This window comes from Nonlabens ulvanivorans (genome assembly GCF_000732625.1).
Classification (GTDB): Bacteria; Bacteroidota; Bacteroidia; order Flavobacteriales; family Flavobacteriaceae; genus Nonlabens; species Nonlabens ulvanivorans.
In genome coordinates this window covers 405,518-421,295 of the sequence record NZ_JPJI01000026.1, presented here as the reverse complement: position 1 = coordinate 421,295, position 15,778 = coordinate 405,518, and the positions used below count along the sequence as shown (strand labels likewise).

14 protein-coding genes are annotated in these 15,778 nt (G+C 35.1%); 2 read left to right on the top strand and 12 right to left on the bottom strand.

The window, feature by feature from the left end; all coding sequences use genetic code 11:
• Window positions 1–123: 123 nt before the first annotated feature.
• From IL45_RS05745 to IL45_RS05715, 7 genes are all read right to left on the bottom strand, one after another.
• Window positions 124–2,430, bottom strand: a complete 2,307-nt coding sequence (locus IL45_RS05745; RefSeq protein WP_036581400.1) for an acyl-CoA dehydrogenase family protein — start codon at window positions 2,428–2,430, stop codon at window positions 124–126.
• A gap of 252 nt (window positions 2,431–2,682) precedes the next feature.
• Complete coding sequence (locus IL45_RS05740; RefSeq protein WP_036581397.1) at window positions 2,683–3,171, bottom strand: hypothetical protein; 489 nt, start codon at window positions 3,169–3,171, stop codon at window positions 2,683–2,685.
• A 168-nt stretch (window positions 3,172–3,339) separates the two neighbouring features.
• Entirely contained in the window at window positions 3,340–5,190 is a 1,851-nt protein-coding gene (locus IL45_RS05735; protein WP_036581396.1) for a M1 family metallopeptidase, read from the bottom strand.
• A 133-nt stretch (window positions 5,191–5,323) separates the two neighbouring features.
• Complete coding sequence (locus IL45_RS05730) at window positions 5,324–5,635, bottom strand: hypothetical protein (protein ID WP_036581394.1); 312 nt, start codon at window positions 5,633–5,635, stop codon at window positions 5,324–5,326.
• A 21-nt stretch (window positions 5,636–5,656) separates the two neighbouring features.
• The gene (locus IL45_RS05725; RefSeq protein ID WP_036581391.1) at window positions 5,657–6,535 is read right to left on the bottom strand and encodes a DUF2971 domain-containing protein; all 879 of its coding nucleotides are present in this window, start codon (window positions 6,533–6,535) and stop codon (window positions 5,657–5,659) included.
• Between the two features lie 111 nt (window positions 6,536–6,646).
• On the bottom strand, window positions 6,647–7,669 hold the full coding sequence (gene meaB / locus IL45_RS05720; RefSeq protein WP_036581387.1) for a methylmalonyl Co-A mutase-associated GTPase MeaB: 1,023 nt from the start codon (window positions 7,667–7,669) through the stop codon (window positions 6,647–6,649).
• Window positions 7,670–8,089, bottom strand: coding sequence for a hypothetical protein (locus IL45_RS05715; protein ID WP_036581385.1), 420 nt, complete (start codon window positions 8,087–8,089; stop codon window positions 7,670–7,672).
• A gap of 211 nt (window positions 8,090–8,300) precedes the next feature.
• Here IL45_RS05715 and IL45_RS05710 point away from each other — a divergent pair, with 211 nt between their 5' ends.
• The gene (locus tag IL45_RS05710) at window positions 8,301–9,074 is read left to right on the top strand and encodes a hypothetical protein (protein WP_036581382.1); all 774 of its coding nucleotides are present in this window, start codon (window positions 8,301–8,303) and stop codon (window positions 9,072–9,074) included.
• A gap of 15 nt (window positions 9,075–9,089) precedes the next feature.
• Window positions 9,090–9,713, top strand: coding sequence for a DUF6705 family protein (locus IL45_RS05705; protein WP_036581380.1), 624 nt, complete (start codon window positions 9,090–9,092; stop codon window positions 9,711–9,713).
• Between the two features lie 97 nt (window positions 9,714–9,810).
• Here IL45_RS05705 and secA read toward each other — a convergent pair whose 3' ends face one another.
• The 5 genes from secA to tatC form a co-directional block, all read right to left on the bottom strand.
• On the bottom strand, window positions 9,811–13,209 hold the full coding sequence (gene secA, locus IL45_RS05700; RefSeq protein ID WP_036581378.1) for a preprotein translocase subunit SecA: 3,399 nt from the start codon (window positions 13,207–13,209) through the stop codon (window positions 9,811–9,813).
• A gap of 121 nt (window positions 13,210–13,330) precedes the next feature.
• Window positions 13,331–13,552: a DUF2795 domain-containing protein gene (locus IL45_RS05695; RefSeq protein ID WP_036581376.1), complete on the bottom strand. Its 222-nt coding sequence runs from the start codon at window positions 13,550–13,552 to the stop codon at window positions 13,331–13,333.
• A 152-nt stretch (window positions 13,553–13,704) separates the two neighbouring features.
• The gene (locus IL45_RS05690; protein ID WP_036581373.1) at window positions 13,705–14,277 is read right to left on the bottom strand and encodes a cob(I)yrinic acid a,c-diamide adenosyltransferase; all 573 of its coding nucleotides are present in this window, start codon (window positions 14,275–14,277) and stop codon (window positions 13,705–13,707) included.
• A 321-nt stretch (window positions 14,278–14,598) separates the two neighbouring features.
• Window positions 14,599–14,946 (bottom strand): carboxymuconolactone decarboxylase family protein, encoded by a 348-nt coding sequence (locus IL45_RS05685; protein WP_036581370.1) that lies wholly within the window; start codon window positions 14,944–14,946, stop codon window positions 14,599–14,601.
• Window positions 14,939–15,778, bottom strand: a complete 840-nt coding sequence (gene tatC / locus IL45_RS05680; protein WP_036581364.1) for a twin-arginine translocase subunit TatC — start codon at window positions 15,776–15,778, stop codon at window positions 14,939–14,941. Before tatC ends, IL45_RS05685 begins: the two co-directional genes overlap by 8 nt.

The following is a 15,778-nucleotide window of genomic DNA, read 5'->3' as shown; positions in this document are numbered from 1 at the left end:
AGAAAAATTGATGATACCGCTCAATTTTGAAAATATCCTGTACTTATTGTGCAATAATAAGCAAAATGAAAGTCTAAGCTCAATTATAAATCCAGCATTAATGGTTACAATAAACTAACGGTACTAATAAAATTTTAAAGCGGTTGCAGTCATGTGTGCTGGAATATCAAAAGCATCCACTAAATGCTGACTTTCTTCTTTTAATTCTTTACACAGTTTTGAAACTAGCTTATTAATAGCAAGAGATTTTGAACCTGATATGTAATCGTGTTCTAGATACCAGCCTTTATATTCCTCTATGCGATGCAAGGCATATAAATTTTTAAGGGAAGTAAGAACTTCTTTTACGCTGTTCTGTTCTTGTTTCTTGATGGCTCCTATAAATTGTTCTAAAACGATGCGATCGATATAAGCACTAGCCATATCTATTAAATGTACTTGAACATCTAGAAAAGCTTCATAGCTATCCATACCACTTTTAATCTTTTTGTTTAGTCTCATCGCTAGAGTACGCAAGGAATATTCTTCTCTATAAGTGAACGCTGCTAGTTGAAATTCATCACCTAATAAATGTTCTTGAGAAGTATCTCTTGTTACAAGAGCATTAAGTTCAGTTAGATTTGTAGACGCGATGTTGGAAATATATTTAAGGGTATCCCACCAGTCCATTCGGCCAAATTGCTTTTTGAAATAGGTCAGACGACTTTTTGCGGTAAGTTGTAACAATACTGTATTATCACCTTCAAAGGTCATGAATATATCCGTGTCAGCTTTTAAACGGTCAAAATACATCTCGCTTAAATAACCTTTTCCACCACAGGCTTCACGACAGGTTTGAATCGTGTCTGTAGCATTCCATGTACTTAGTGCTTTTAATCCAGCAGCAAGCGCTTCTATTTCTTGAGCATCATGATCTGAATGGCTGGTATATTCTCTTAGCAAGTGTTCATGTGCAAAATCATATGCATAAGCATTTGCAATTAACGGCATTAACTTTTTTTGATGCGTTGGATAGTCCATAATGGACTGTTCTGGTTTACCTGGTGGACCAAATTGCTTGCGATCCAGTGCAAAATAGATAGCCATATTTAGAGCTTTTTTGGCAGCAGTGTTTCCGGCAATAGGAACACAAAGTCTTCCACCTACTAGTGTTCCTAGCATAGTAAAGAAACGTCTAGATGAGCTACTTATAGGACTTGTGTATTGTCCTTCTTCATCTACATCACCAAATTTATTGAGCAGATTTTCTTTTGGGATTTTAACCGTATTAAAATGTAATGTCCCGTTGTCTACACCATTGAGTCCCATTTTATGACCATTATCACCTATCGTAATTCCAGGCATGGTTGCACCTTGTTTGTTTCTAATGGGAACTAAAAAAGCATGTATTCCATGTTCCTCGTCATCGACTATTAGTTGTGCAAACACTGTAGCCATTTGGGCATGCATCGCGGCGTTCCCTATATAAGTTTTTCTATCATTATGTGTTGGTGTATTAATAATAAAAGATTGATCATCTGGTTGGTAAATAGCAGTAGTTTGTAATGCTTTTACATTGCTGCCATGGTGCATTTCTGTCATTGCAAAACAGCCTGGTAAAGCCATCGTGCCTATATCTTTTAAATATTTATCATGATGATAATTAGTTCCTAAAGATTCTACACTGCCACCAAATAATCCAAAATGAACACCAAATTTTATCGTCAGACTTAAATCATATTTGGCCATTTCTTCAAATACGGCTGCATATTGTACCATGGAATCAGATCCTCCATAAGCAGATGGATAAGCAAGTTTACCTAGTCCAGCATCAGCAAGTTCTTGAGTCCATTGCAATACTTTTTCACGTCTAGAATACAGATCCTCACTATGGCTTTCTATCTCTTCTTTATGTGGATCTAGAATGCTTTGTACTTTATTTTTTAAATCGGTATTTCCATGTTGTAGCAAAGTCTTTAAAGCCTTAGAGTATGGCGCTTCAGACCTTTTTAAATTAGAATCTACCTTAAATAAAGCAGGATTAAAATCATCTATAAATCGTATAGCTTCATGACTTGAAACACCTAGGTAATTTTCAATTTGCTGTAACGACTGTTTTGTCTTTTCATTTGCCCATTCTTCTAGGTTCGGTTTTTTAGCCAGTACCGTTCCTAGGGAATATAAATCTTGTTTTTCTCTTAAGTCCAGCACATCAGCATGCTGTTTTATATACTTTTTCCAATAAACTAATTCTCTTGCAGATGGTGGATGACTAGGGTCTAACCACTTTGAAATCAGTTGTTTTGTTGCGTCAGTGATGGTGTTGTTGTCATCAATCTGATTTTTAATATAATCGATTTCATGCTTTTCTAATATGCCATCAGCCCATGCGATATATAATAAAGGTAAAAATGGTAATAGAGAATCTTGAATGCTGAAGGAAGTTTTCATAATGCTTTATATCTTAATCGCTGGTTTAACAGGTAGTAAGATACTTTGCAATTCTATATTATCAGCATTAAAAAATCTTAAAAGTATGAGTAGTTTTAAATAATACCGCTATGATTCTTTCCGACCAAAACTTGCTCTCGCTCGTTTTGTCAACTTTCATAATTTAAGAAAAGGAGTTATTTATATATCGATTAAAAATATAGTTTAAGTTTATGAACCATTGTATTTAAATATTGCAAAAAAATATCAAGATTACTTTTTCAATATATCTTGTATTATTTTGAGATGATGCCTGGAATGTACTCTTAGGAATTTTCTAATCTTACGTTTGTTCAAATTCATTAATACAGCATGATTGTAGAAATTGTTCTTTTCTAGATCTCTCCATCCTTCTATGCTTTTACGTGCCTTTTTCAGCTCTTCTAGAATTTGCTTTTTTGTAATATTATATGATGGATTAACCTTGTCCGGTGCTGTGACTTTATTGCGCGGTATTTTATTAAATACGGAAACAAATCTCCATTGAAAATTAGTCTTTGAATTATATTCATCAGGATTTGAATGTTCAGCTTCTTTAAGCACTCCATTAATTACTTGTAAAGAATGGAACAAATGCCACTTAACAGGAGCTTCAGACACTTCTAAATTTGTCTCATCCATAACCATTAAGTAAGATTCAATCTTATGGAATTCCTTATCCAGATTTAATTCTTGGGCCTTTAAGCTTACAGAATTAAACATAGATAAGGTAAATAGCAGTAGGTAAAATGGCTTCAAACATTTTTGTACTAATCTATTCAAATGAAAAGGAGGGAAAATATTTGTAGAATTGGGAAGGTTGGTCATCTGTAAAAACATGATATTCTTTTTATAAAGATGGGAATAGCCTACAAATGTTACAGTTGCGATTTATATTCCCAACATCTCATCCACTGTATTTGCGGTAACGGAATGGTAGTTACCTCTTGCAGTTTTGTAAATTTCTTTGGCTTCTTCTATTCGTTCCGCTTCCGCGAAAGCGTTAAAAAGAGTCGTCACATACCAGCGACGTCCTACAGTATTTAAAAACTCAGCGATTTTTGTGTCGACATTATTACCGTGATAGTTGTTTAAAATTGATTGCTCATACCAAACCATGGTGATGTAAGAATTGGTTGAATTAGTGAAGTCAAAGCTATTATCCAATTGCTGCATTTGGGCTACAGAAATATCTTCTGGGAAATTGCGCACAAAATGAACCCATTCTTGCGGTGTCCAGTTTTCAGTTTTAGTAACGTCTATTTTGTTTGTTTTTAAGAACTCTTCCAGCGTTTTCTCGACATTTGAAAATGCGTCAGAAGTTATGACAGCAGCGTTTTCTGGCACACCAGGCTGGTAAATCCATTCCTCAGTATTGAACGTGATGTTATTTTTCTCTAGCAAATTCTCGTTGAGGTAAGTGATAAAGTCCTCAGTATTTATGGTAGAAAAAGCATTCTTTTTAAAGTAGGATTTTAAGAATGCATCCATGTTGTCACGTCCTACTTTTTCTTCTAGCGTGCGTAAAAACAGATAACCTTTATCATAAGCAATACTGTTCATTCCATCATCTGGATTGCGACCTTTTAAGTCTAGTTTTAACTTGGTGTCATTAGGTGACTCTTTTAGAGCTTCCAGTTCATCTTCAAGATCTTGTCTGCCTATTAAGGCAAGCATATTAGCACGGTCTTTTCCATACAATGCTTCCATGATTCTAATCTCAAAATAAACCGTAAAACCTTCATTAAGCCAGAAGTCGTTCCAAGTGGCATTGGTCACCAAATTACCTGACCACGAATGCGCCAACTCATGCGCCACCAGCGATGTTAAACTTTTATCGCCTGCAATAACCGTAGGCGTCGCAAAGGTCAACCGCGGATTCTCCATACCGCCAAAAGGAAAACTAGGTGGCAATACAATCACATCAAATTGATCCCAATCGTAATCGCCGTATAGATTCTCTGCCGCAACAACCATTTTCTCCATATCTGAAAACTCTGTATGGACTTTATCAATCATTGATTTCTCCGCATAAACACCAGTGCGTTCACTGATGGCTTTATACTCGATATCACCTATAGCAAGTGCAATTAAATAAGCCGGAATAGGCTGTTTCATTTTGAAATGATAAACGCCATTTCCGTTCTTTTCCTTAGGATTCTCAGCACTCATCACTGCCATAAGCTGTGAAGGAACTTTTACAGTAGCGTCATAAGTAATACGTATTTGCGGACTATCCTGAATAGGAATCCAAGTGCGCGTTAAAATCGCTTGACCTTGAGTAAATAGAAATGGATTTGTTTTGTCTGCTGTTTGTTGAGCAGTAAGCCATTGTAAAGCTTCTGTTTTCGACGTGGTAGAGTAGGTGACAGCAATTTGTTTAGTGTCTTCTTTAATAGCAACGGTTAACGGTTGCCCTAATGATTCATCAAAATCACCTAAATCAAACTCTGTTTGTTCACCATTTTGAGTAACGCTTTCAATCTCTAAATATTTACTGTCTAGAATGATTTGATTGCTACCGCTATTCTCAATATCATATGTCGCAGTACCGCTAATCACTTGTGTTTCAAAATCTACAGTAATATCTAAATCTAGATGAGTAATCACTGCATCATTAGGTTGTGCGTAGGAATGGGATTCTTCTAAGTAGTTAGGTAGTTTTTGGAGTGATTCTTTGTTTTCTTGACAGCTGGTGAGTATGAATAGGGTTACTAGAATTAGAAAAAAGGTATTTTTCATTTGTTGGGTTTTGATATTGCTAAGATAAGATTACGTTTTCTAAGATGTGTGATGTCACACTGAATATGCGATGTTTGATACTTGCGTGGCAAATGTGGAATATTTTAAAGACTTTATAATTATTTAAATAGACCTATAACATAACATATTTATCCTGTTTTAAAGGCTCAAAATCATCAGGAAATTTTTCTGTTGATTGTTTTAAATACACAACACCTGATATAGCTTGATTAATTGAACTTGGGATTTTATTTAATAATTCTTTTGAGAAGTACATCTCATTGGCATTACCATTTATATTTTTATGTGTTTTTAAAATTTGTTCATACGCGAACAATCCTTCTGTAAATGACTCAGCAAAAATTTGATTTTCATTATCCATTCTTTTAGACAAAATCATTATATCCTTTGCAAATCTCCAAATTACAGCTTCTGCTTCTGGCATTTTTATAGATTGTCCCGATTTTTAATTAATTTTAACAGACTCGATACCGAATGAATTCTCCTTTAGATGATTCTCGTATAATTCTATTTCTTTAAAATTCAAATAGTTTTCTTTAAGTATTTCAATTATTTGTAATTTTAGTTTATCACTTGCATTTACTCCAAAATAGACTGATTTTAATCTATGTGGAGAATATTTTCTTTTTCTTGAATTTGGATTAGTTGGGTCAATATTATCCACAATCGATCTGTACTCATTTTCGTAACTCCATTCTTCTGACTTACTATATGTTAAATGAAATTCTGAATCCTTAATATTATCATAGTAATTTGTTTTATTAAAATCTTTGATATAATTAACTGGGTATAATTCTTCCTCTTTTTTCATAAATTCTAAACAATAACCTTTATGACTATTAGAATAGTGTGACCACATTAAAATTGAATCCTTTTTAGTAGTAAAGCAGCAAATACCAACATTATTAAGTTTGTTTTTGAATAAATCCTTCTTTTTCTTTTGAGTTTTTTTAAATTTTCCGTTTTTCCTAAATGAAACTAAATTAATGTTGCAATCAAATGGGTCATTAAATGATTTGAAACTGCTATGGTATAAATATTTATTTTTCAAAGCATCTAGATTTAAACCTTTTTCGTCATTCGAATAGTATTTAAAAATTGTTTTTGGTTGAGGTTTTAGTTTACGCAATCTTAGAAGTACGCCTTCCGTAGATTTTGAATAATCAAATTTATCATTTTGCTTTGATAGATATTTGTCATCTTTTTTTATTCTTAGATATGATTCAATAAATTCAATTGAAACGATGTCGATTTTTGCTGTAGGTCTTAATTCTATGTCCAGATTTAAATGTGTGATGATTTTTGAAAACTCATCAATTGACATATTATGATTTCGTAAAAATTTGTTTAATCTGACGGACTCTATCAATTTGTTTTTTTTATATTCATTGAAAATTAATCTATTTCATAAAAAATGCTCATAGAACTTTTTTAATTAAGTGAAATACAACCCCAACAATTCTCCAGCAGCATCAAAAGGGCTTTTCTTTTTACTCAAAACTTCTTGTTCTAGAATAGCGAGTTTTGCGATGACTTCTGGGCGGTTATAGAAGTTGGTTTTAATGGCGTCTTCTATGGTCTGATGGAACCAGTAAAGTTCTTGCGCGTTGCGTTTTTTGGTGAAGCTTAGGTTATCGGTAGCGTGCGTTTTATAGTTGTCAATTTCTTCTATGACTTCTGTGATTCCTACGCCATTTAAACCACTACAAGTCAGTACTTCTGTAGGCCAGCCGTGATCTTTTTGTGGCATAAGGTGCACCGCGTTTTTAAATTCACGTCGGGCATGTTTTGCGGCGGTTTGATTTTCTCCATCGGCTTTATTGATGATGATGGCGTCTGCCATTTCCATGATGCCTCGTTTGATACCTTGTAAGTCATCGCCAGCGCCTGCAAGTTTTAAGAGTAAGAAAAAGTCTGTCATGGAGTGGACTGCGGTCTCGCTTTGTCCTACGCCTACGGTTTCTACGATGATAAAGTCGTATCCTGCGGCTTCACACAAGATGATCGCCTCGCGTGTTTTTCGAGCCACGCCGCCCAATGTTGTTCCTGCAGGACTTGGTCTTATGAAGGCTTGGTCGCTTTTAACCAGTTCTTCCATTCTGGTTTTGTCTCCTAGAATGCTTCCTCGTGAGATGTTGCTGGATGGATCTATAGCGAGTACGGCGACTTTTTTACCTCGCTGAATGAGTTCTTTTCCTATCGCTTCGATAAAAGTGGACTTTCCCACACCTGGCACGCCAGTTATTCCTAGTCTAAATGATTTCCCTGACTTTGGTAAGGCTTGTTTTATGATCGCTTTCGCGAAAGCGGAATCACCACTAGCGGTACTTTCTACCAAAGTGATCGCACGACTTAACGCACTTACCTGACCAGATTTCAAGTCATTAAATAGTGAGTCGACGTTTACAATTTCTTTTTTACGTCGTGCTCGAGGATTAATATGTGAATTAGTGACCAACTATGCTTTTTGTGTGTGTTTTATTGCGAGAGTACCGCCTATGTAGGCCATTGGAATATATGCCAGTGTGATATCCATAATAGTGAACCATGTAGGACCTGGCAGCATCATATTTACAGCGATACCACCGATGAGAAAAAAGACACCTATTCCCATCGCAAATTTCATTTTGTGAGTAGCAGCAAGACGTGCTGCTATGTAAGCACCTACCAAGGTACCTAAAGCATGGGCTAAAAATGGAAAGATAAAATTTTCAATACCAAAATTGGGCATGGCTTTTTTTAAAGCTTCCATATCACTTACATCCACACCTTCAATAGGGACCACAAAATTACCCAATTCTATAAATCCCATGTTAACAACGTTACCTATGACTACTCCAGCGAGTACGGCTAGAATGTTTTTTATAATTGGATTCATAATGGTTGGTTTTTAAGATTTAAAAATACTAATAATAGTTTTCACAGCAGTGAAAGCTCATAGGTTTTAAGCTTTCTGGCTATCACATTTGTTGGACATGTTTCATTTTTTAGTAGATTAGTGCCATTATAGAAGTAGGAATTAAATTCAAAATAATGGCTAGTCTGCACTTGCAAAAGATAATTCTCGTTTTGTAGAAAAGAATTCTAGGTTGTTATCCCAAAAAAGTAATGTTGTTGCAGATTCTGTTCAAGATTTTTACGTTAATCTTGATAAAGTCAAATATTTAGAAGCAGTAGATAGTTCTTTTCATAGTTATACTTTTTTAGTAAATCGTTTAAATCAACTGACTAATCATCCTGATGTGAAGCCAGAAATGGAAGCTTTGGAAGCTTATGTGGATGGAAATCCTGTTAATGAAGATGGTGTTGAATTACAATTAGAAAGTGATGGGTCTTATACATCTGTGCCACCGGTCTCAACAGGCAATGGTTTTACTAGTTTTGCAACGGCTAGTGCTAATACAGTGGTACAAATTCATGCTCATGGAGTAGGGGATTATGATTATCATTCGGACGGAGATCTGGTACTATTATCTGAGTTTCTTAACCAAGTTAAAGAGGCAAATACTAACAGTAATGGGATTGTTTTAAATAATGGACAAAATATTACTGCTATTATGATTTCAGATGGAAAAATAGTCGCTTTGAGAATTGGAGATTTGAGTAAGCTTGAAAATCTATATGATAAAATATTTAATCAAAATCTACATGATTTCTTTTTAAGAGCTTATAATAGCCGTGTTATTGAGCCGATAGATGAAGAATGCTTTGCTGGTACAAATCAATTATGTGCTGACCCTATTTTAGAAGAGAAATATAAAAATAATTTTGATAAATTTTTAGATGACGCAAATCTAGGTATTGATTTGTTTACGGCAACAAAAGATTCAGATGGAAATTATGTCTGGAATTGTGTAGATTAATTATAAAGTAAAGAGATGAAAAAGATGTTTTTATTAAGTATAGCGTTTATAAGTGTTTTAGAAGGGTTAGCTCAAGATAATATTATACCACTGGAACAATTTTCTGCGGAATCAATCAGTCTAAACGATTATTATAAAGACGTAAATGGAGTTTTAGATAAATTTGTGGGTACATGGATTTATGATGATGGGACTACTTATTTTAAAGTAGTATTTCAAAAAAAAGAAAGAAACAGTGCTATTAATGATTGGGATAACACTCCTATTTATTTCGATCAATTAGTTGCAAATTTTGAATTAAAGTTGAATGGAGTAACAGTTTATAATAATTTAAATTCAACTGATAATTATCTTATTCATGATGGTCACAGGCTTTACAATTTGAATAGAAAAATTAAACTATTTTATAGTGAATCTGATAACATTTATACCGATTCTTATTATAATAATTATGGCTTACATCGTTCAACGCTAGAATTAACTTATCAACCTGATTTAACTAATAATATTGATCAACTACTTTGGAATAGGATAACTTTTAATGGTAAAGAACTGATAGATACAAGTAATTATTTAATAGGTCAGCAAGATTCAACTCCTTATCAAATCCCACCTAATATGTTATTGACTAAACAGTAATTACCTTTTTAAGTTCATTTTACTTAAAGTCAAAAATGCCTTACTAAACAGAAAGGCATTTTTGAAATTATCTTTTCGCAATAGCGAGATTATAGAATTATCGTTCTAGAACCCATTCTCCTTTATTGATTAAAGGAATAGCAGCTTTATACTTGACTTCTTTAGTCTCGCCGTTCATTACATTCTTAATAGTGACTTTATCATTACGACCTATTTTAGGCTGGTCACGAGTAATGGTTTCAGTTACTGGAGGACGTTGTCCTGCGTTACTAGCTCCAGCACCTACGGCACGGTTTTGTGCAGCACGTTCATCACTGTTTAAGATTTCTTCTTTTTGAGTAGTGGTTTTTTCTACCTTGCGTTGTTCTGCCTCTTGAATAGCTGCAGTGTCTCGTGTAGGTAAATCGCCTTTAAACATAAAGCTGATCACTTCTTTATTTACCTTATCAACCATTTTTTTGAAAAGCTCAAAAGCTTCAAACTTATAGATTAATAATGGGTCTTTTTGCTCGTGAACGGCTAGTTGAACACTTTGCTTTAATTCATCCATCTTGCGCAAGTGCGTTTTCCAAGAATCATCGATAATAGCTAGTGTAATGTTCTTTTCAAAATCAAGGACTAATGATTTTCCTTGAGATTCATAAGCCTCATCTAAATCTGTAGCAACGTTTAAAGTTTTTATTCCATCTGTAAATGGTACAGCGATGCGCTTGTACTGGCGCTCATCATTTTCATATACATTTTTGATGACTGGATACACCTCTGTAGCGGTGCGTTCCATTTTTTCTTTATAATGCTGGTAAGCTGCTTTATAAACTATACCGGTAATGGTTTGCTCATTTTTAGAACCGAACTCTGCTTCAGAAACTGGGCTACTCATTGAGAAGTAACGCATGATTTCAAATTCAAAGTTTTTGTAATCTTGAGCTTGTTTATTAGTCTCGGTAACAACCTCGGCAATATCATAGACCATGTTTGCAATATCTACTGCAAGACGATCGCCAAACAAAGCATTATAACGGCGCTTGTAAATTACTTCACGTTGCGCGTTCATCACATCATCATATTCTAGTAAACGCTTACGTACACCGAATGCGTTTTCTTCTACTTTCTTTTGAGCACGTTCAATAGACTTAGAAATCATAGAGTGCTGAATTACTTCGCCTTCTTTCATTCCTAATCTGTCCATGGTTTTTGCCATACGCTCAGAACCGAAGAGTCTCATTAAGTTATCCTCTAGAGAAACATAGAATTGAGAGCTTCCTGGATCACCTTGACGACCTGCACGACCACGTAATTGTCTATCTACACGACGTGAATCATGACGTTCTGTACCTATAATGGCAAGACCACCAGCGGCTTTTACTTCGTCAGACAATTTAATATCTGTACCACGACCAGCCATGTTAGTAGCAATGGTAATTTGTCCAGGATCACCAGCTTGTGCTACAATCTCTGCCTCACGTTTATGCTGTTTTGCATTCAGTACGTTATGATCGATTCCTGCACGTTGTAAGGTGCGACTTAAAATCTCAGAGATCTCAACTGAAGTTGTACCTATCAATACTGGACGACCAGCTTGTTTTAATCGTGTTACTTCTTCTATTACAGCGTTATACTTTTCACGTTTTGTTTTATAAACTAAATCCTGACGGTCATCACGTGCGATAGGTCTGTTAGTAGGTATTTCTACTACATCGAGTTTGTAGATTTCCCAGAATTCTCCTGCTTCTGTTACCGCTGTACCTGTCATACCAGATAGTTTGCGATACATACGGAAGTAGTTTTGTAATGTAATGGTAGCAAAGGTTTGCGTTGCATCTTGAATTTTTACATTCTCTTTTGCTTCAATCGCTTGGTGTAGTCCATCGCTATAACGACGACCATCCATGATACGACCGGTTTGCTCATCTACAATCATTACTTGCATTTCTTGCACTATACCATTAGGTGTGCGTTTCTCATGCGGTTGTACTACATACTCCGTATCTTTTTCAAATAAGGTATAAGCTTTAAGTAACTGGTTTAAGGTATGTACACGTTCTGATTTTATAGAGAATTCACGGAAAAGATCTTCTTTTGCTTCTGCTTGTTCTTCTATACTCAAACTAGAGTTTTCAATTTTTCCTATCTCCATTCCCATTTCTGGCATGACAAAGAAATTAGGGTCATCCTGACCAGATAGGTAATCGATACCTTTATCAGTAAGTTCTACTTGATTATTCTTTTCATCAATAACAAAGTAAAGAGCCTCATCTACTTTAGGCATTTCACGATTGTTATCTTGCATATAGAAATTCTCCGTTTTTTGAAGAAGAGTTTTAATTCCTTCTTCACTTAAGAATTTAATAAGCGCTTTATTTTTAGGCAGTCCTCTATATACACGCAATAATTGCATTCCGCCTTCTTTAAGGTCGCCATCAGCAATTAATTTTTTTGCTTGTGCAAGGGTTTTGATTAACTCATTGCGCTGCACTTGTACAATACTTTCTACAGGAGCTTTAAGAACATCAAACTCTTGACGGTCACCTTCTGGAACTGGTCCAGAGATAATTAATGGAGTACGTGCATCATCAATAAGAACAGAATCGGTTTCATCAATAATAGCATAATTATGACGTCTTTGAACTAGATCTTTAGGACTGTGCGCCATGTTATCGCGCAGGTAATCAAATCCAAACTCGTTATTAGTTCCATAAGTGATATCTGCGTTGTAAGCATTTCTACGTTCTTCAGAATTAGGTTTGTGATAATCGATACAGTCTATCGTTAAACCATGAAATTCAAATAATGGACCTATCCATGCGCCATCACGTTTTGCTAGATAATCATTTACAGTTACAACATGAACACCATTACCTGAAAGAGCATTAAGGTAAACAGGTAAAGTAGCTACAAGAGTTTTACCTTCACCAGTTTGCATTTCGGCAATTTTACCTTGATGCAATGCGGCACCACCTATAAGTTGTACGTCATAATGAATCATGTCCCATACGATAGGTTTACCAGCGGCATCCCACGAGTTTTGCCAGACAGCATCATCACCTTCTAGACTTACATAATCTTTATTTGCAGATAGGATACGGTCTTGTTCTGTTGCTTTTACTTTTATCGTACTGTTGTGGAAAAAGCGTTTTGCAGTTTCTTTTACAACGGCAAAGGCTTCAGGTAATAATTCATTTAAAGTGACTTCACCTTGTTGATAAGCAACATCTTCTAATTTATCAATTTCATTATAGATATCTTCTCGCTTATCGATGTCACTTTCATTGTCAGCATCGGCTTTTAGAGCTGTGATTTTAGCAACAGTATCAGCTTTTGCAAGAGCGATTTTTTCTTTGAATTCTACCGTTTTATGCCTTAATTCATCTATTGAAAGTTTTTCCATAGACGGCTCGATAGCTAGGATTTTATCAACTAAAGGTTGAATATCTTTAACATCCTTTTTGGCTTTATCGCCTACAAATACTTTAAGTACGGAATCTAATAGTCCCATTATGTGGTTATTTAATTGGTTTATAGTGGTTTATAAAAACACACGTTCCAGTTGCAATATCTAAAAATTAAGGCAAAAAAAAAGCCTCTTTACGAGACTTTTTAAGCAGCGATTACCGCTATTAATATTCGTCCTCATTCCAGAGGTAGTCATCGTCTGTAGGGTAGTCGGGCCAGATCTCTTCAATAGAGTCGTACATTTCACCTTCATCTTCAATTGCTTGAAGGTTTTCTACCACTTCCAGAGGAGCACCTGTGCGAATAGCGTAATCAATAAGTTCGTCTTTCTCAGCAGGCCAAGGTGCGTCACTTAAATAAGATGCTAGTTCTAATGTCCAGTACATAGTTTTACCGTTTTAATTTTTGCAAAAATAAACTTCTTGTGAATTTATGCAAGTTATTTTTGAATTAATGATATCAAGATTTACAAGAGCGTGTAAGCTTTTGAGAATCAAAATGTTTTTGCTGAAAAATACTCTTCAGTTGCCCCACGTTTTTAATACTTCTTTGGGATCCATTTGATTTCTTCTGCTTGTAGGTCTTGTGACAATTTACGTGCCAAGACAAAAAGATAGTCAGATAGTCTATTTAAGTACTTTAATACTTGAGTATCTATAGGTGATTGTGCATGTAATTCGGTCGCGAGTCGCTCTGCACGACGACACACCGTACGTGTGATATGACAAAATGACACGGATTGATTGCCGCCAGGTAAGATAAAGTGAGTCATAGGTGGTAACTCTTGATCCATGGCATCCATTTCCTTTTCAAGTACTTCTATTTTCTCATTGTTTATTTTAGGGATGTTTAATCGCTCTTTACCATTTTTAAGTATAAGTTTTTCAGGATCAGTTGCCAGTATGGCACCTGCGGTAAACAAATCGTCCTGTATTTGAATCAAAATACTTTTAGTGTGGTCATCTACAGGTTGATCTCTTATAAGTCCTATCCATGAGTTTAATTCATCAACGGTACCATAACTATCGATACGTAAATTATGTTTAGGTACTCTAGTGCCGCCAAATAATGCTGTGGTTCCTTCGTCACCTGTTTTAGTATATATTTTCATTTTTGGTATGTTATGCATTGAAATTTAAGAATCATCGTTACTTCATCTCTCTGCCTTCTCTGTTATCTTTAAATCTAGCTTTTAAATTATTGCGATAACTTTTTCTTTTTTGTAGTCGCAACTTACGATTCTTATTACTTAACCAAATAAAAAAGAAGATTCCGCCAAAACCAAAAAGTCCCCAATAAAACATAAATGCTAATTTCTCAAATATAAAATAGAGCAACTAGAATAGCCAATTTCTATTGATGTTGATTATAAAAAAAAACTTCTATCCTGCATAGGATAGAAGTTTTGTAAATTTCAATAGATCATAAATGATTATGATTGTTTCTCTACAGCATCCCAGTACTCATATGCACGTCGTAAATGCGGTATCACGATGGTTCCACCTACTAATGTTGCAATGGATAGTGCTTCAACAACCTCTTCTTTAGTCAGGCCAGCTTTGTGGCTTGCTTCTAGATGGTATTTCACACAGTCGTCACAACGCAGTACGGTACTGGCAACAAGGCCTAATAACTCTTTAGTTTTTTTATCCAATGCACCTTCTGTAAATGCATTAGTGTCTAAATTAAAGATACGTTTGATAATCTTATTGTTGTCCTCAAGAATGGCATCGTTCATTTTCTCACGATACTCATTAAATTCTTCTACGATATTACTCATTGTTTAAAGCAGCTAATTTCTGTTTGCGTTTATTTCTGAGTACAAACATCGATATAAAAATGCTTAGCTCATATAAAATTAACACAGGTATAGCAACTATGACCTGACTTTGTATATCTGGTGGTGTAATAACGGCTGCTACAATAAGGATAAGTACTAGCGCATATTTGCGATACTTTCTCATTCCTTGTGGAGTACAAAGACCTATTTTAGTTAAAAAATAAACAATAACCGGTAGCTCAAACATGAGTCCGCTAGCAAGTACACTAGCTCTTATTAACGCGATATAACTCTGTAAGTCTGGTTCAAATTTAATTCCATCACTCAAATCATAAGTAGCAAGAAAATGAACAGATAGTGGTGCAATAAGGTAATATCCAAAAACAACTCCCATAAAGAATAGAATCGAGCTTATAATGATAAAACCACTGGAGTACTTGCGCTCATTTGCTTTAAGGCCAGGAGATATAAATTTCCAGAATTGCCATAGGATCCATGGGAATGCCGCAACAAAACCTACTGTTATAGAGGTCCATACATGTGCGCTAAAAAGATCAGACATCTTACGTGATTGAGGCATGAAGTCTAGTTGAGGATCACAAAATTCACTTTCTACACCTATAAATCGCCCAACATCACACAAAGCGCCATAAGTAACAAAATCTTTACTCTTAGGGCCAAAAATAATAGTGTCAAATATAAATTCAGTAAAAATAAATGCAACGATAGCTGCGATAAGAATACCTAATATAGAGCGTATGAGAGACCAGCGCAGCTCTTCTACGTGGTCTAGAAATGACATATTGTTAGGGTCTGCCTTTTTACGTGCCAT

Coding starts and splice junctions, on each gene's coding strand:
- IL45_RS05745 (WP_036581400.1), bottom strand. CDS start 2,430: ATGAAAACTTCCTTCAGCATTCAAGATTCTCTATTACCATTTTTACCT.
- IL45_RS05740 (WP_036581397.1), bottom strand. CDS start 3,171: ATGTTTAATTCTGTAAGCTTAAAGGCCCAAGAATTAAATCTGGATAAG.
- IL45_RS05735 (WP_036581396.1), bottom strand. CDS start 5,190: ATGAAAAATACCTTTTTTCTAATTCTAGTAACCCTATTCATACTCACC.
- IL45_RS05730 (WP_036581394.1), bottom strand. CDS start 5,635: ATGCCAGAAGCAGAAGCTGTAATTTGGAGATTTGCAAAGGATATAATG.
- IL45_RS05725 (WP_036581391.1), bottom strand. CDS start 6,535: ATGTCAATTGATGAGTTTTCAAAAATCATCACACATTTAAATCTGGAC.
- IL45_RS05715 (WP_036581385.1), bottom strand. CDS start 8,089: ATGAATCCAATTATAAAAAACATTCTAGCCGTACTCGCTGGAGTAGTC.
- IL45_RS05705 (WP_036581380.1), top strand. CDS start 9,090: ATGAAAAAGATGTTTTTATTAAGTATAGCGTTTATAAGTGTTTTAGAA.
- secA (WP_036581378.1), bottom strand. CDS start 13,209: ATGGGACTATTAGATTCCGTACTTAAAGTATTTGTAGGCGATAAAGCC.
- IL45_RS05695 (WP_036581376.1), bottom strand. CDS start 13,552: ATGTACTGGACATTAGAACTAGCATCTTATTTAAGTGACGCACCTTGG.
- IL45_RS05690 (WP_036581373.1), bottom strand. CDS start 14,277: ATGAAAATATATACTAAAACAGGTGACGAAGGAACCACAGCATTATTT.
- IL45_RS05685 (WP_036581370.1), bottom strand. CDS start 14,946: ATGAGTAATATCGTAGAAGAATTTAATGAGTATCGTGAGAAAATGAAC.
- tatC (WP_036581364.1), bottom strand. CDS start 15,778: ATGGCACGTAAAAAGGCAGACCCTAACAATATGTCATTTCTAGACCAC.